The 16,762-nt window shown below is 41.7% G+C and carries 15 protein-coding genes; 1 reads left to right on the top strand and 14 read right to left on the bottom strand.

The window, feature by feature from the left end; all coding sequences use genetic code 11:
• Positions 1–22: 22 nt before the first annotated feature.
• The gene (locus tag LU279_RS00350) at positions 23–1,015 is read right to left on the bottom strand and encodes a dihydroxyacetone kinase subunit DhaK (protein WP_274419946.1); all 993 of its coding nucleotides are present in this window, start codon (positions 1,013–1,015) and stop codon (positions 23–25) included.
• Between the two features lie 339 nt (positions 1,016–1,354).
• Between LU279_RS00350 and LU279_RS00345 the strand changes: the two genes are divergently transcribed.
• The gene (locus LU279_RS00345; RefSeq protein ID WP_274419944.1) at positions 1,355–2,107 is read left to right on the top strand and encodes a DeoR/GlpR family DNA-binding transcription regulator; all 753 of its coding nucleotides are present in this window, start codon (positions 1,355–1,357) and stop codon (positions 2,105–2,107) included.
• A 35-nt stretch (positions 2,108–2,142) separates the two neighbouring features.
• Here the strand turns inward: LU279_RS00345 and mtnA are convergent, their stop codons facing one another.
• The 13 genes from mtnA to LU279_RS00280 all read right to left on the bottom strand — a co-directional run bounded on the left by mtnA (position 2,143) and on the right by LU279_RS00280 (position 16,725).
• Positions 2,143–3,255 (bottom strand): S-methyl-5-thioribose-1-phosphate isomerase, encoded by a 1,113-nt coding sequence (mtnA, locus tag LU279_RS00340; protein WP_274419942.1) that lies wholly within the window; start codon positions 3,253–3,255, stop codon positions 2,143–2,145.
• A gap of 38 nt (positions 3,256–3,293) precedes the next feature.
• Positions 3,294–4,508: an S-methyl-5-thioribose kinase gene (gene mtnK, locus LU279_RS00335; RefSeq protein WP_274419940.1), complete on the bottom strand. Its 1,215-nt coding sequence runs from the start codon at positions 4,506–4,508 to the stop codon at positions 3,294–3,296.
• Positions 4,509–4,533: 25 nt separating this feature from the next.
• Positions 4,534–5,544: an ABC transporter permease gene (locus LU279_RS00330; protein ID WP_243270982.1), complete on the bottom strand. Its 1,011-nt coding sequence runs from the start codon at positions 5,542–5,544 to the stop codon at positions 4,534–4,536.
• Between the two features lie 38 nt (positions 5,545–5,582).
• The gene (locus LU279_RS00325; protein ID WP_274419939.1) at positions 5,583–7,109 is read right to left on the bottom strand and encodes a sugar ABC transporter ATP-binding protein; all 1,527 of its coding nucleotides are present in this window, start codon (positions 7,107–7,109) and stop codon (positions 5,583–5,585) included.
• A gap of 142 nt (positions 7,110–7,251) precedes the next feature.
• The gene (locus LU279_RS00320) at positions 7,252–8,433 is read right to left on the bottom strand and encodes a substrate-binding domain-containing protein (protein ID WP_274419938.1); all 1,182 of its coding nucleotides are present in this window, start codon (positions 8,431–8,433) and stop codon (positions 7,252–7,254) included.
• A 382-nt stretch (positions 8,434–8,815) separates the two neighbouring features.
• Complete coding sequence (locus LU279_RS00315) at positions 8,816–9,286, bottom strand: acyl-CoA thioesterase (RefSeq protein ID WP_274419937.1); 471 nt, start codon at positions 9,284–9,286, stop codon at positions 8,816–8,818.
• A 57-nt stretch (positions 9,287–9,343) separates the two neighbouring features.
• On the bottom strand, positions 9,344–9,976 hold the full coding sequence (locus tag LU279_RS00310) for an endonuclease III domain-containing protein (protein WP_274419936.1): 633 nt from the start codon (positions 9,974–9,976) through the stop codon (positions 9,344–9,346).
• Between the two features lie 100 nt (positions 9,977–10,076).
• Positions 10,077–10,706 carry a uracil phosphoribosyltransferase gene (gene upp, locus LU279_RS00305; protein WP_274419935.1) on the bottom strand — a complete coding sequence of 210 codons (630 nt, stop codon included), beginning with the start codon at positions 10,704–10,706 and terminating at the stop codon, positions 10,077–10,079.
• A gap of 213 nt (positions 10,707–10,919) precedes the next feature.
• Entirely contained in the window at positions 10,920–12,170 is a 1,251-nt protein-coding gene (locus LU279_RS00300; RefSeq protein WP_274419934.1) for a phosphatase PAP2 family protein, read from the bottom strand.
• Between the two features lie 304 nt (positions 12,171–12,474).
• Entirely contained in the window at positions 12,475–13,746 is a 1,272-nt protein-coding gene (locus LU279_RS00295; RefSeq protein ID WP_274419933.1) for a PcsB-like coiled-coil domain-containing protein, read from the bottom strand.
• Positions 13,747–13,955: 209 nt separating this feature from the next.
• The gene (spoVG, locus tag LU279_RS00290) at positions 13,956–14,246 is read right to left on the bottom strand and encodes a septation regulator SpoVG (RefSeq protein WP_274419932.1); all 291 of its coding nucleotides are present in this window, start codon (positions 14,244–14,246) and stop codon (positions 13,956–13,958) included.
• 83 nt (positions 14,247–14,329) lie between these two features.
• Positions 14,330–15,451 carry a glucose-1-phosphate adenylyltransferase subunit GlgD gene (gene glgD, locus LU279_RS00285; protein WP_274419931.1) on the bottom strand — a complete coding sequence of 374 codons (1,122 nt, stop codon included), beginning with the start codon at positions 15,449–15,451 and terminating at the stop codon, positions 14,330–14,332.
• On the bottom strand, positions 15,448–16,725 hold the full coding sequence (locus LU279_RS00280; RefSeq protein WP_274420447.1) for a glucose-1-phosphate adenylyltransferase: 1,278 nt from the start codon (positions 16,723–16,725) through the stop codon (positions 15,448–15,450). Before LU279_RS00280 ends, glgD begins: the two co-directional genes overlap by 4 nt.
• Positions 16,726–16,762: the final 37 nt, after the last annotated feature.

Genomic DNA, 16,762 nt, shown 5'->3' with positions numbered 1-16,762 from the left:
TGAAACCTCCTCAAATCTATGATTATTTCTGGCAGATAAACGGTGTGTTTACCGGATGATCCATATAGCGCTTCATCTCATCATTCATTTTACATATAGAAATAGATGCGCCTGCCATTTCCATAGATGTTGCATATTCACCTACAATAGTTTTGTAAATACGAATTCCTTTGGCTGTAAGAATTTCGTTTACATCATTGCTAAGTATGTATAATTCCTCAACAGAAGTTGCTCCAAGTCCGTTAATAAGAACAGAAATTTCATCTCCCTCTTTTAAGGGCATATCCCCAAGAAGCGTAGTTAAGGATTCTTCGGCAATCTCCCGGGATGTTTTTAACGGACCATTCCATACACCAGGTTCTCCATGGATTCCCATTCCCATTGCCATTTCATTTTCTTTCAATTCAAAATTTGCGTGTCCTACTTCCGGAATAATACAAGGTGTAAGAGCAAATCCAACAGTACGTGTATTGTCTTTTGCCAGCTGCGCTGCAGCCATTACTTCATCAAGCGTTCCGCCTTCATCTGCTTTTGCCCCTGCTGCCTTAAACATAAAATAGATTCCAGCCACACCTCTGCGTGTATCTGGATCTGCATGTGAATTTACATCGTCAGCCCCAACAATACTTTTACATTCAATGTCATCCATATCACAAAGATCTGATGCCATATCAAATGTCATAATATCTCCGGTATAATTACCATAAAGGAACAACACACCTGCTCCGGCATGAACCTCTTTTGCAATCTTATAAATCTGTTCCGGAGACGGAGACTGGAATACACCGCCTACACCACATCCATCAATAAGTCCCTCTCCTACATATCCCAGGAATAATGGAAGGTGGCCCGATCCTCCTCCGGTAATAATAGCAACTTTTCCTTCTTTTTTGTGTGCAATGCAATAGCTTCTAAGATCATCTTCCGCACATTTTACCTGATCCGGATGGGCCGCATAAATCCCTTTAAGCATGTCGTCTACATAATTTTCCGGCGCATTAATAATTTTTTTCATATTCTGCCTCCTTATCTTTGTACTTATTGAATAGTTTTTTCTGTTATACGCAAATTATCATTTTCATTTTTAACTATATTTTAATCACTTTTGTTTGCTTTGTCAATTATTTTGTCCGTTTTTGTTGTTTTATCTCCGTATTAGTTGTGCATTTTGTATATATTGTTCTTTTTATCCTATTTATAAGAAAAACTTTGCTTATCAGCTCAGAACTCATCAAAATATCTCCAATATTCAAACTTCTTCCATGTGCGGTTGTTGTATTTGATTTTTCACTTAAACCATGATATCTTAAATTAAAACAAAGATGCTTAAATATATGAAAGGAGTCTTTTCGCTGTGTTAGCAATCACCCGTAAACAAGCCATCAAAAAACTGCTTCAGGAACAAAAAAGTGTTACTATCTCTGATCTGTCCGCACGTCTGAACGTGACTAAAGAAACTATTCGCCGTGATCTCCGTGCAATGGAAAAAGATCAGGAACTTATACGCACTCATGGAGGAGCCTACATACTGGAAGGAGTTCAGAATGATCTGGATGTTACAACCAGACAGGCACTGCGTATCCCTGAAAAAGAAATCATTGCACAAAAATGTGATGCTCTCATTCAGCCCAGCGATATTATTTTTCTTGATTCATCCACTACTTCCTGGTATATTGCACGAAAAATCATCACCCGAAAATTAACGGTCGTTACAACCTCTCTGGAAATTGCCAATATTCTTTCGCATTCTTCCACCGTGCGTCTGTTTCTTACCGGAGGTGAATTTTCTGCCAGAACCAAAGGCTTCACCGGAAACGGAACTGTCCGCTCTCTCCAGCAATACTTTTTTGACAAAGCATTTGTTTCCTGCCGGAGCGTCTGTATGGAATTTGGCGTTACAGATATCAATGAAGATTCTGCCATGCTTTACAAAATTGCGCTCCAGCACGCCCACCAGAAATTTCTTGTAGTGGATCACACAAAGCTGGATAAGACTTCTTTTTCTGCAGTTATCCCCCTGGAAAAAATGGATGCTATTATTACGGACTGTGAATTTTCTCCAGAATGGAAAGAATGGCTCACCAAAAATTCTGTACGATATTATTAACAATAAAAGGGCGATTGTGGTCGCCCTTTTATTGTTTATTTTTTATCTACATATTTTTCAACCGGTTTAATTCCCATAGCTTCAAAAGATTCTTTAAACGGTGCGTATGCAATTCCCTTCTCTGTAATAATTCCTGTAACCAGACTGTGATCTGTCACATCAAAGGCAGGATTTACCACTCCGACTCCTTCCGGAGCCATGCGCTCTTCATACCACATCTCTGTAACTTCTTCGCCTTTTCTCTGCTCGATATGAATCTCATCTCCGGATTCCAGTGTCATATCAATCGTAGAAGACGGAGCGCATACATAAAACGGGATTCCATAATGTTTTGCAATAATCGCCACACCACTGGTTCCAATCTTGTTTGCAAAATCACCATTGGCTGCCACACGGTCACATCCTACAAATATAATTCCTACTTTTCCTTCTTTCATTGTATACGAAGCCATATTATCGCACTGCACATAGGTATCGATTCCCGCTGCCTGCATTTCATATGCACTTAAACGCGCTCCCTGCAGAAGAGGTCTAGTTTCATCACAGTATACATGCATATCGTTTTTGGGATCCCAGCCATGTTCCAGAGCAATATACATAGGCGCAAGCGCTGTTCCATACTTTGCAGTTGCCAGCGTTCCGGCATTGCAGTGTGTCATAATTCCCACACCTTTTCCAAGCTCATCTAACAGCTTAAATCCATATTCCCCAATATTTCGGCTGATCTGAATGTCTTCCTGACGGATTGCATCCGCTTCTTCCATCAGACGCACTTTTAACTGTGATATGCTCATGTTATGAATTTCATTCAACATAACATCATGCATACGGTTTAAAGCCCAGGAAAGATTTACTGCTGTAGGACGCGATGAATTGATATACTCCATCATCTCAGTACATTTTTTTATAAACTCCTGCTTATCTTCTGTTTCAATCTGATCTGCCAGCACATAGTAAGCATATCCACCAGTCACACCAATAGCCGGAGCGCCGCGTACCCGAAGAGAATAAATCGCCTCCCAAATATCTCCCGCTTCCTTAATGCTCAAATATTTACACTGGTTGGGAAGAAGCGTCTGATCAAGAATAACGATTTCTTTTTTATTATCTGCCAGTCGTACTGTGTCCAGATTTAAAGCATTTTCCATAACTGTATTCTCCTTTCGTAATTGCAGTAGCATGCCTGTTACGCATCTATTGCAGCAATAGCATCTTTTAATGTATTAAGGAAACATCTGCCACATTTTTTCGTGTCTCGGTTTTTAATAAAGTCAATCGCTGCAGTAATACAGATTTTCTCCGCCCGGGCACGCTTTTCTTTGTCCTCAATACTGGTAATGTCTTTTACATTTGCCATCCCCACAATGCGCCGGATCAGCTCCAGTCCGGTAACTGCAGATGTATCAGACAGAATAGTATCCATATAATAATTCTTATATGCTTCATTTTTGCACATAGTATCTGTTACATGTTCTTCATAATAAGCACGCATTTTTTCCATTGTCAGATTCACAACATCTGTAATTACTTCTTCTACCCATGTACAGAACTCAGTTTTTCCATACACGTCTCCGTTTGCCCATGCAAAAATCATATTGGCAATAACATTTCCAATATCATATCCCATAGGTCCATAGAAACAGAACTCCGGATCAAATACCATAGTGCTGTCTTCATTAATAAAGATAGAACCTGTATGTAAATCTCCATGAATCAAAGACTGCGCCCTTGTCATAAAATCCATTTTAAGTTTTGCTACTTCACAATGCAGTTCTTCATCATTATAAAGTTTTTCTTTCACAAAGTCTGCTATTGGAGCGAATACATTATTTCTGTGCATTTCATCATTATATGGTTCTGTGTAGACAAGCGCCTCTGAAATATCACATAACTCAGGATTAATAAACTTTCTCTGTAAGTCTTTCTTTTCCTGATGATCCATCACCACATCTGTAGTTCCCATCAGAACCTGAGCCATAAAAGTAGAAATCTGATCTGCAAATTTCGGAAAAATTTTATGCTCCAACATTGCTGTACGCATAATTTCGTGATCACTCAGATCCTGCATACCACAGGCGCTCATAACCGTATCATAAAAATATATTTCCGGTACATATCCAGGTGCAAGTTTTCCCTGAAGTACCAATATCTCGGACTCAATGCGATTACGGTCTGTATCCAATTTCATATCTTCCGAAATACGCGCCACACCGCCTGCCTGTTTAATAATAACGCTGTGACCCCTGCCATCTGTTACTTTAAAAACATAATTCAGGTTTCCATCTCCAATTTCTTTACATTCCATACTTTCCGCATCCCATTCCATCTGCGGAACTTTCAATTTTGCATACTCAATAGCATCCTCTGTAGTCATTAAAAAATATGTATCAAATTTAGACATTTCAAACCCTCCATTTCATTTTTTATCAATCTTCTTTTACTGTGATATAAGCTGCAACCAGCGCCAGGCAGAGAACTGCACCTTTAACTGCCGGAAGTACATAATAAACGACACCGCACATTGTCAGACCATTCTCAAGAACAGTAATTAAAAGCGCTCCTACAACTGTACCAAGGGCATTCGGTCTTTCCGCCCCACCTACAGAACGTCCGATAAATACTGCTGCCAGAGAACTCATGAGATAGCTGTCGCATCCGTTGATCTGTGCTGCAGAGTTACGGGAGCATACAACGATACCTGCTACTGCAATAAACAGAGCCGCAAACATACCTGCCATAAAACGGTATTTCTTTACATTAATACCGGAAAGTTTTGCCGCCGTTTTATTTCCGCCCATTGCATAGAGATAGCGTCCATGTTTGGTACGTTCCAACAGAACCCAGCAGATTACCACGCACACGATCATGATAATAATTATATACGGAGACTTTCCGATATTCTGAGAGCCCTCAGTCCAGCCTCCCCGAAGCGGACTTGTATCACCGCCACGAAGGTTTGCTACCCATTTCGGAACACCAAGTCCTGCAGAAACAGCGCTTCCACCTGTAAATGCCAAACCCAGACCTGCATGTACAAACTGGAGTGCGCAGGTTGCCAGCATATCCGGAATCTTACATACAAGAATCAGAAACATCGTCAGTAAATATGAAAACATAGTAAACAAAATAGTTACTACAACCGCAAGCCAGAGCGGAAGCCCAAACCACAGAAATGATGCGGCAAACACATAGGCACTGAATGTTCCCAGTGTTCCGGCTGACATATCAAATCCGTCCGGAGCCATAGATACTGTTGCAGCAAGAGCAAAAATCGTAACAACAGACATTGCACGAAGAATGTTCAGAAGGTTTGCCACAGAGAAAAATGCTGTGCCTTTCACAATCGTAAAAATCACAACTGCAACAACTAAAACGATTACCGCCGCCCAGCTCAACAGCATTTTTCCAATATTTTTCATTTTAGCATTTTGAACCATATTATTTTCCTCCCATAATGGATATGTTACTAAAGGCCTCAGCCTGTGTATGCACTGGTTGCTCCAGTAGCATAGTGCATAATTTCGTCCTCAGAAGTTTTTGCAGTTTCCAATTCTGCCGTAATGCGTCCATCAAACATTACATACATACGATCCGTAATGGATAACAGTTCTGAGTTTTCACAGGTTGCATAAATAACACAGTTGCCTTCTTTTGCAATATTATTGATCAACGTGAAAATTTCCTGTTTTGCGCCTACATCCACGCCCTTAGTCGGTTCATCAAAAATATAGACATCACAGTCTGCTGCAAGCCATTTTGCAACTGCGACTTTCTGCTGATTTCCGCCGGATAAATAGGCAACTTTCTGCTTGATCGACGGTGTTTTTATACTGAGACTTTTTACATACTCTTCTGCTTTCCTGGCCGCTTTACGGTCATTCACAAAAGAAAATGTACAATAATCATCCAGACTGGCTGCTGTCGTATTAAAAGTTACTGTCTCTGCAACCAGTACTCCCTCCTTACGTCGTTCCTCAGGAACAAGTGCAATTCTGTTTTTTACCGCATCTGAAGGGGTCTTAATATTCAGTTCTTTTCCGTTAAGCTTTATAGTACCGGCAGACTTTTTATAAACTCCGAAAATCGTTTTGCACAACTCGGTTTTTCCGCCTCCTACCAGTCCTGCCAGACCAACGATTTCGCCCTTCCGCACATACATGGAAATGTCCTGAACACGTCCCTCACGCTCTGTAAGATGATCGATCTCAAAAGATTTTTCTCCTATCTCACAAACCTGTTTCGGGAAGTTCTCTTCAAAAGAGCGTCCCAGCATTTTATCCACAATCTCTTTCGAAGTCGTCTGAGGCGTAATCGGTGTCGTATCCACAATTTCGCCATTTCTCATAACTGTATAAGAATCACAGATCTGCAGTACCTCATGAATACGATGCGTAATAAAAATAACTGCAAGATTTTCTGTTTTACGAAGATGCCGGACTACTCTGAACAACTCTTCTGTCTCTGTGTCAGACAGAGGAGCTGTAGGTTCGTCAAGGATCAGGAAGTTACACGCACTCTGTACAGCACGAGCAATTAATACCATCTGCTTTTGTGCCAATGTTAATGTTCCACACATACGCCGTACATCAATATTTACATTTAAACGGGCAAGAGCTTCTTTTGCCTCTTTCCGAATCTTTCCGTAATTTACAAACTGCTTATGTCCCATGTTCATTACAAGGTCATTAAACATAACGTTTTCCGCAACCGTCAGCGTTGGGATCAGAGCCATGTCAACTTCCTGATATACAATCTGGATTCCAAGTTTTTTAGCTGCCGCCGGATTTCGCAATTCTACAGGATTTCCATTGTAAAGAACATCTCCTGTATATCCTGGATTTGAACCCGCAAGAACTTTCATCAATGTAGATTTACCCGCTCCGTTTGCCCCCATCAGAGCATGAATCACTCCTGTTTCAATTTCAAAATCTACATTGGAAAGAGCTTTTACACCGGGAAATTCAATAGAGACATTTCTTGTTCCAAGTGTAATCTTATCCATAAATTCCCTCTTTTCCATCTAGTTTTTACACCCCTGTATCATATTCCTTAAAATACAGGCGCCGGAACACAGCCCCGACGCCTCACCTAATCCTAATGTTCTTTTATTCACGTATGTATAAGAACAATTCCTTTAAGATGGATCAGTGACCAAGGAGATCAACCATCCAATCACAAGTCGGCATCCAGGAGGTATCGGAATATTCTTCACCGGCAACTTCAGCCAGATTTTCAATATTGATTCCATCTTTTGATGTAACCATTTCCTGAGTAACAATTACAGACGGAATTTCCATCCAGTCACCAGGATCTTCATAATAGCAGGATGCAGCATAAATATCATCATACTGATCTGCCATTTCCAGTGCAAGAACACGACATGCAAATTCTCCATTGGAACTCCAGTTTGTAGTCGCACATGCTTTCCAGTTTTTACCTTCCTGCATAAACTGGATATCCTCATTACAGATATCTACTGATACCATTGGAATATCTGAATTTGCCTCAACCAGCGCCTGATACACACCCTGTGCATATGCATCATAGCAGCACCAGATTCCATCAATTTCACCTTCACCATACTTAGGTAAAGTTGCCGCTGTTACATCTCTCATAGAAGATGTTGCGTTCTGATCGTCAATTGGAGCAATTCTTTCAACTGTTTTAATTTTTCCTTCGTCTTCATATGGCTGATATCCAATCTGCCGACGGTCAAAGGGACTGTTATATCCCGCTCCCTGCTGAACCTGCAGTATATTAACCGGCTCCCCTGCTTCTACTTTTTCGGGGTACATATCCATAATACTTTCAACAAGACTGGAGGCAAATCCTGCATCCTGCTGGAAGAACTGAACGACACCGGGAATCTTGGCAACTTCACCATTGGCATCTTTAAACGGAGTATCAAATGTGGCAATTTTCAGATCCGGATACTGTTCCAGGATTCCTGACAGAAAATCATATGCATATTCCTGACCGCCATGTGAAACCATAAGCCCATCATATCCGCCTTGCGCACACTGTTCAATGGTCTGTTTCCATGTATCGGCACTGTCATTACAGAAAAACGTGTCTGCCTGCATTCCCAGTTTTTCAGCTGTCTCAGTGAAAGAATCAGACCACATCTGGAAAATTGTAGCTGGAGTCATGTACATAATATATGCAATTTTCTTTCCTGCTACCGGAGATTCTGTTGTCTCTTTTGACTTATCAGCAGATTCCTCTGTTTTTTCAGCTGATGCATCCTTTTCACCGGCATAAGCAGTTGTAAACGGAACTGCTATCATAGATGCTGCCAGAACAAGAGCCATTATTTTTTTCTTCATTAGTGTTACCTCCTTTTTGTTTTTGGTCATTTTGCCATGTTTTTCCGGTTTTGATGGTTTGATTTTATCATATATTACCACAGTTGTAAATACGTTATTGTTTGTTTCTGTCCGTTTTTTTCTTTTTGTTACTTTTTCACAATTTTATATTGTGCTTTTAGTAAAATATCACAATTTTCCAGAACTATCCGTTCATTTCCTCACATTTATGATATTAAAGACCATTTATACAAACATGTTCTTTCATTTTCACACAAGAAAAAAGCGGTATTTCATCTGAAATAACCGCTTTCACGCATTTTTTATATTGTTTTATGTCCGTTTCTGTTTGCTTTCTATATACAGATCTTTTTAAAAAATTATGCAGGCATAAAGCGCCTCATCAAAATCCTTCTTTTCGTCTCTGCTTTCTTAATGCATAACGTTTTTGTCCGCCTTCCCACTCTGCTTTCTGTGCTTCTGTTTCGACAAGCAAGCCCGGAACCTCAAGTTTGTTTCCTTCTTCATCAATTGATACCAGAACTTCATAGGCTCTGTTTATTACCCTTCGCATTCCATTGGGATCCTCTGCGTAAGTATCTATGCGTACTTCCATAGATGTTTTCCCTACGTAGGTTACTTTTCCTACTAAAACCACTGTATCGCCCAAATAAGCCCCGGCTTTGAAGTTCAGATTATCCACACAGGCTGTTGTTACAATGGTTCCTGCATGACGGTGCGCCACAATTCCGGCCACCTCGTCAATCCATTGCATCAGAATACCGCCGAACAGCCTGCCGTAACAATTAATATGTTTTGGCATGATCAGATATGTATTTTCTGTACGGGAATCCTCCACATGCTTTTTATCCATTATATTTCACCACTTTCTTCCTGATTATTCATGTCATATTCCAATTTTCCCTCTGTGTCAGATATTTTTTTTGCATATATCTTCCAGACAGCATTTGTCACAATGCGGTTTTGTCCGCGCAGTACATACGTCTCTTCCGTGGTAAACAAGCCTGTGGCAAAAATCACTGCCTTCTTCCGGAGGAATAATCTTCCACAATGCCATTTCTACTTTTTTTGGCTCCTTAATGTTGTCTACCAGACCTATTCTGTTTGTCAGACGGATACAGTGTGTATCTGTCACAATCGCAGGTTTCCCAAATACGTCTCCCATAATCAGGTTTGCACTTTTTCTCCCCACTCCCGGAAGCTTCAACAGCTCTTCAAAGGTTGTGGGAATATTATCTTCATACTGTTCATGAAGTATCCTCATGCATGCGCTGATGTCTCTTGCCTTACTTTTTCCCAGCCCACAGGGTTTTACGATTGCTTCAATTTCCTCCGGGTCTGCTTTTGCCAGAGCCTCTACATCAGGATACTTTGCATAAAGATCCTCTACCACTACATTTACTCTGGCATCAGTACACTGAGCCGCAAGGCGTACACTGACCAGAAGTTTCCATGCCTGATCATAATCCAGAGTACAACCCGCATCAGGATATTCTTCTTTCAGTCTGCGGATCGCCTCCAGCGCCCTCTGTTTTTTTGTCATAGATCCCGTTCCTTTCTATTGCACAGCAAAGCGGATCGTGTCCCGGAAAACACGCTCTCCGAAAATACACCATCCGCTTTTGTTGTACTTGTTCTGATTTTTATTTTGTGCCGAAAATCCTGTCTCCTGCATCTCCCAGACCAGGGCAGATATATGCGTTCTCGTTCAGCTCACGATCCACATGTCCTACATAGATCTGCACATCAGGATGAGCTTTATGCAGACGCTCCAGTCCTTCCGGAGCTGCAATAATAAACATACATTTGATGTTCTTTCCGCCATGCTCTTTGATAAAATTCACTGCTGCAACTGCTGAACCACCTGTAGCCAGCATAGGATCTGTTACTACGATCAGTCTCTGATCAATCGGATCCGGCAGTTTACAGTAATATTCATGAGGTTCATGTGTTTCAGGATCTCTGTACAGTCCAATATGTCCGATTTTTGCAGACGGTACCAGAGTTGTGATTCCATTAACCATTCCAAGACCTGCACGAAGTACCGGTACAACTGCAAGTTTTTTACCTGCGATCATTGGTGTCATACATGTTTCCAGCGGAGTTTCCACTTCCACATCCTCCAGAGGAAGATCTCTCAGCGCCTCAAATCCCATAAGGACTGCAATTTCTTCGATCAGCTTACGAAACTCATTTGTTCCGGTATTTTTGTGACGGAGCAGAGAAATTTTGTGCTGGATCAGCGGATGCTCCATAATATATACGTTTTCCATGTTGAACCTCCATAAAATTTTTGTACTGAAAACTTCAGAATCCTTTGGTTTTGCCAGTTATAATCCTGTATTCCCTGTGATTCTGAAATATATTATATCCTATTTTCTCCGAAAGTTCTACATGAATCTACAGGAATCTGCTTTTTTTAAAAAGGTGCGGTCCTGTAAAGAACCACACCTCTGTATCAGCACAACCGCTGCACTTTTTTATTTTTATCCGATTCTTTCCGGAACCTTTTCTCCAAGAGAATGTCTGAATTTCTCTTCTGCTGCGCGGATCTCCTCTATGTTTATCACAAAGGCCGTCATCATACAGATTCCGCAGGCTCCGATCAGAATACCGGCTGTTGATGCGGGAATTCCAGTTCCTGCAAAAAGGATCAGCGCCACTATGTAGAATACCGTTTTATTCAGGGTTTCATACCAGGGAGCTTGAGCCTCTTTATTCGCATATAAAATCACTCTCCAGCCAAGGACCACCGTATAACTCTCCTTGATAAAAAATAACACCAGCAACATTTTTGCCAGAGAATACTTCGGGATCAGGCAGGAAAGAATCACAAACTGGCAAACCCTGTCCGCCAGAAGTTCCGGAAGTCTTCCCGCTTCGCTTATCTGTCCCGGCTTCCGCACAAGTCTTCCTGCCAGAATATCTGCTGCTATGATTGCAAGAAGCAGCACTGCAAGCAGAGATTTTTCTCCTATCAGTCTGTACCGCTCGATCATTGCCATAAATACAAGCGCAAGCACAAGCCGGCCGGCATTGAGCAGATTGGGTACTGTACAGAGTTCCTTTCTGGTAAGCATCTGTTCAAATTTCTGCATATTCTCCGGGATGATCCTGTAAAATACCTGATAGCAGATCACATTCAGAATCAGGGCGGTAACTACATCTTCCACACTGTGCTGCTTTAAAAACATGGTTGAAAGAACAATAGATACCGTCAGCACAATATTTCCGGCTGTGAAGAGCTTATTCTGCCTGCATTTTTTGTTATTTAAAAATGCCACACAACAGGCCACTGCATTAAATACATGGATACTGGGAAAAATATTCGTGGGAGTATCTGTCTGGTACAAAAGCTGCACTGCCTGAATAAAAGGCCCTTCTCCTGTAAGCTCAGGTCTGAGATTCTGACCATTGGGATACACAAAGGAAATAACAAGAAACAGAGTCATTCCCACACCCAAAGTCGCCATATACTGATAATACTCTTTTTTACTTGGACTGCCCAGTGCAAAATACATGACGCTTCCAAGAACCACAAGAAACCACAGTACATAAGGAATAATAAAATATTCACAAAACGGAATCAGATCATCCACAAAAGAATGGATCAGATGAGTTTCTGTACTGATCTTTTCTACCAGCATAAAAGAAATCATATAAAAAACTGCATACGCCGGGATGATCCATATATGTTTTGACTTCCTCAGATAATCCAAAATATCACCCTTTCCCATCAGGCGGTCCACCGCCTCAAAATCATTTTTAGTGTGTATTCTTCTGTAGATAATAGTATAACGTATTATCTCATTTAATCAATGCTAAAATGACTGAAATCCTCCGGTTTTATAAAAAATTCATATTTTGATTTTGCCCTCTGCCACAGCCTTGCTCCGTGTCTGTTCTCTCTTTAATAAAGTAAACGAAACAGCTTTGGTTTATGCTTCAGTTTCCATGAGATTTTTCTGCAGTAACATCCTTTACATTAAGAAAAGACTGCCATTCCCGGCAGTCTTTTCTTAATGTAATTCCTGTATAGTTTTAGTTCAGCTGATATACATCCGCATACTGCAGACCAAAGCTTAATGCTTCTTCATGGCTTCCAAAATAAATGTCCACATGTCCGTAAGGGGTTCCCAGATCCTCAACCGTATATACGGTTCCGTTGATCAGAAGCTGTGTTCCAAAAGGAACTCCCGCCATAGCTACTGTATGACCTGTTGAAGGCATCACACCGCTGGCAGTGGCATTTCCTGCTGTTCCGCAGCACTGTGCACAGTTACAGTAAGCTGTCAGCATAAAATTCCCAAGATATGTACCCTGACCGGAACCGGCGGAACCAGAGCTTCCTTCTGTATCTGACGGAGTTTCCGGCTCAGCTTCCGTATTTCCTGCGTCCTGTTCTGTATCTTCTTCCGGAGCAACCTCCTCTACAGTAACGTCACTGCTTGTAGAACTGCTTTCAGAGTCTGTGGTATCTGTTTCCGGATCATATTCCGGCTCTTCACTTTCCTGGGAAGCAGCTTCCTGCTCTGCTGCAGCCTGTTCAGCAGCTTCTGCGGCAGCCCTTTCCTGCTCGGCCTGCTCCATCAGGGTTGCGATACTGCTGTCTGCGCTGTCCACCTGAGCCATCAGAATGCTTGCTTCCTCCTGGCTTGCGCTGATCTGACTGATATAGGAGTTGATACTGTCACCGGTAGTTGCAACCAGAGACTGCACCTCCTGCTGTTTGGCGCTTTTTTCGGAAAGGAGGCTGTTAATGGAGCTGGATTCCTCCTCTACCTTTTTCTCCTGTACCTGAATATTTTCGCGAGTTGCTTCATACTGCTTCAGCATATTTCTGTCATACTCGGAAATTCTTGAAATATTGTCCGCCTGATTCAGAAAATCTGCCAGGCTTTCTGAGGACAGAAGTGTTTCCAGCATGGAACTTCCGCCATTTTCATACATATAAACAATACGAAGCTTCATTGCCTCATACTGATTCTCCGCTTTTTTCTTTGCCCTTTCCAGCTCTGTCTGAACTTTTTTCAGCTCTTCTTCTTTTTCTGCTGCTTCCACACTGAGCTGTGAAATTGTATTGGTCAGTTCATTATATTGTGCGTCCAGTTCTGCCATATAGGATTCCAGTTCCTGTTTCTTGCTTTCCAGACTGCTGATGTTTGCCTGCGCCTGAGCAAGTCCCGCCTGTGCCTCCTGCTTTTGTGCCTGTGCAGCTGCGATCTGGTCTTCTGTGGATGCAAAAACGCTTGTCCCCATGGAAACAGTCAGGGCGCCGGTCAACAGCAGTGAAAGAACTTTCTTCATCTTCATATAAACACCTCATAATTTTTTTCGTAGGACAAGTATAACAATATTTCATCCAAAAATCAATACTTTTATTTTATTTTTGTAACAAGTATGTAATATTTTGTCGATATCCACGCAAAAAAGAGACATCCTGAAACACTCTCTTTCGACAAATTCTGTTTCAGAACATCTCTTTTACTAAATCATTTCATTTTTATTACAGATATCCGGTGTTATTCCTCTGCTGCCTCTTCCTGTCCGTCCGTCTCGTTCATAACATCCTGATATTTGTCAAGGATCAGAGTCTGTATTCTGTCTCTGGTTGCGGAATTGATAGGATGTGCAATGTCGCGGTATTCCCCGTCTGCCGCTTTACGGCTGGGCATTGCAATAAACAGTCCCTTCTCGCCCTCGATCACTTTGATATCATGTACTACAAACTCATCATCAATTGTAATAGATACAACTGCTTTCATTTTTCCTTCTTTTGCAACTTTTCTCACACGTACATCTGTAATATTCATCTTTTTCTGCCCCTTTCATCTTTCATACGCCAACTGAACGGAAATCTGTTTTGCCGAATCTTATACGACAAGCCCAGTTCCGTTTATCCAATTACATAGCGGTCGTTTTTTTCTACCACGATCCTGATCCCGTCTTCACTACAGTACTCAGAATCTGCCCGGATGGTATCCCGGCTTTCTACGATACAGTTCTCAATATGCGTATTATCTCCTATATATACGTCGTTGAGGATCACAGAATTTCGGATCACACAGTTATTGCCCACAAACACACCCTTGAACAGAACTGAATTTTCTACTGTTCCGTTGATGATGCAGCCACTGGCAACAAGACTGTTTTTTACCAGAGCGCCTGCATTATATTTTGCAGGAGGCAGATCATCAATCTTTGTTTTTACGGCCGGTTCCTGTCTGAAGAAATAATTGCGGATCTCCGGCTCCAAAAATGCCATATTTGTTCTGTAATATGCCTCTGCTGTAGAAATATTGCTCCAGTAAGAATCAATTTTATATCCATAAATCCGTTTCAGATTCTTGTAACGGATCAGAATATCATTTACAAAATCATGCCGGTCTTCCTGTGCGGCTCTTTCAAGCAGCTCGATCAACTGTCTTCTTCGTATTACATAAATACCTGTAGATACTGTATTATAAGAAGATATAATAGGTTTTTCCTCAAACTCCTCGATCCTGCAGTCGTCATTCATACGGATCACGCCAAACCGCTCTACCTCACTCTGATCCCGACATTCTGTACAGACAACTGTAATGTCTGCCCTCTTGGCAATATGAAATTCCAGCACTTTGTTATAATCCAGTTTGTAGATCCCGTCTCCTGATGCAATGACAACATAAGGCTCGTGGCTGTTTTTCAGAAACTCGATATTCTGATAAATCGCATCTGCCGTTCCCTGATACCAGAAGCTGTTTTCTTTTGTGATGGTAGGTGTGAACACAAAAAGACCGCCCTGTTTTCTTCCGAAATCCCACCATTTTGAGGAACTCAGATGTTCGTTCAGAGATCTGGCGTTGTACTGCGTCAGCACTGCCACCTTCTGGATATGAGAGTTTGCCATATTGCTCAAAACAAAGTCAATGGCGCGATAGCTTCCCGCTACAGGCATGGCTGCAATAGCTCTTTTATTTGACAACTCCCTCATACGATTATTGTTTCCGCCTGCCAGAATAATTCCAATTGCTCTCATGCCTTCTCACCATCCTTTGCCTTAATGTTATGTCCACTCTTCAGTATTCCATCCGGATAGTCTTCCGTCACAGTAACTCCTGAAATAGCTGTATTTTTGCCAATTTTTACACTATCCGGTATTACACTGCGCTCGCCTACTGTGGCGATTCCAAATGCATACACTGCAGGCTTCAGTACGTTAGGCGCTTCCTCTCCGCAGCCAAGTGTTACATTCTTTCCGATCACAACATCTTCTGCCACAATCGCTTTATCCATCACGGTTCCCTCACCGATCACAGAATTGCGCATGATAATAGAATCCCGGATCACACAGCCTTTTTCAATGATAACATTGGGGCCGATCACAGAGCGATGTACCTCACCATAAATTTCAGCGCCTTCACCGATCAGACATTTGTCTGTTACCGCATCTGCCGAAATATACTGAGGCGGAATAATATCGCCTTTTGTATAAATTTTCCAGAACTCCTCGTAAAGATTAAACTCCGGAATAATGTCAATCAGTTCCATATTGGCTTCCCAATAAGATCCGAGAGTTCCCACATCTTTCCAATATCCATTATATTCGTAAGCAAAAAGCCTCTGTCCTTTTTCCTTGCAGTACGGAAGAATATGCTTTCCGAAATCGCAGCCGTTCTGATCCTTCAGTGCGATCAGAGCCTCCTTGAGAACCGGCCAGCTGAAAATATAAATTCCCATAGACGCAAGGTTACTGCTTGGCTTTTCCGGTTTTTCCTCAAATTCTGTTACTCTTCCGGTATCGTCTGTTACCATGATACCGAAACGGCTTGCCTCCTCAATAGGGACAGGCATACATGCAATGGTAATGTCTGCTTTATTCGCCTTGTGAAAGTCCAGCATTACCTCATAGTCCATCTTATAAATATGATCTCCTGACAAAATCAGTACATAATCCGGATTATACTGCTCCATGTAATCCAGATTCTGAAAAATCGCATTGGCAGTTCCCGTATACCACTCACTGCTTGTACTCTTTTCGTAGGGAGGAAGAACAGTGACTCCGCCTTCATTTCTGTCCAGATCCCACGGAATACCAATTCCAATATGAGTATTCAAACGCAGCGGCTGATACTGTGTCAGAACTCCCACTGTATCAATGCCTGAATTGATGCAGTTGCTCAGCGGAAAATCAATAATACGGTACTTTCCGCCAAATGCGACAGCTGGTTTTGCAACCTTTTCTGTCAACACACCAAGTCTGCTGCCCTGACCGCCAGCCAGAAGCATGGCAATCATTTCCTTCTTCATCATCATGCATTCACCCCTTGTATGTTATGATTTTTAATTA

This window comes from Blautia sp. XA-2221, from assembly GCF_028767025.1.
In the GTDB taxonomy this organism is placed as follows: Bacteria; Bacillota; Clostridia; order Lachnospirales; family Lachnospiraceae; genus Blautia_A.
Note: the sequence above shows the minus strand (reverse complement) of the source record. Positions and strands in the feature narration are given on the sequence as shown.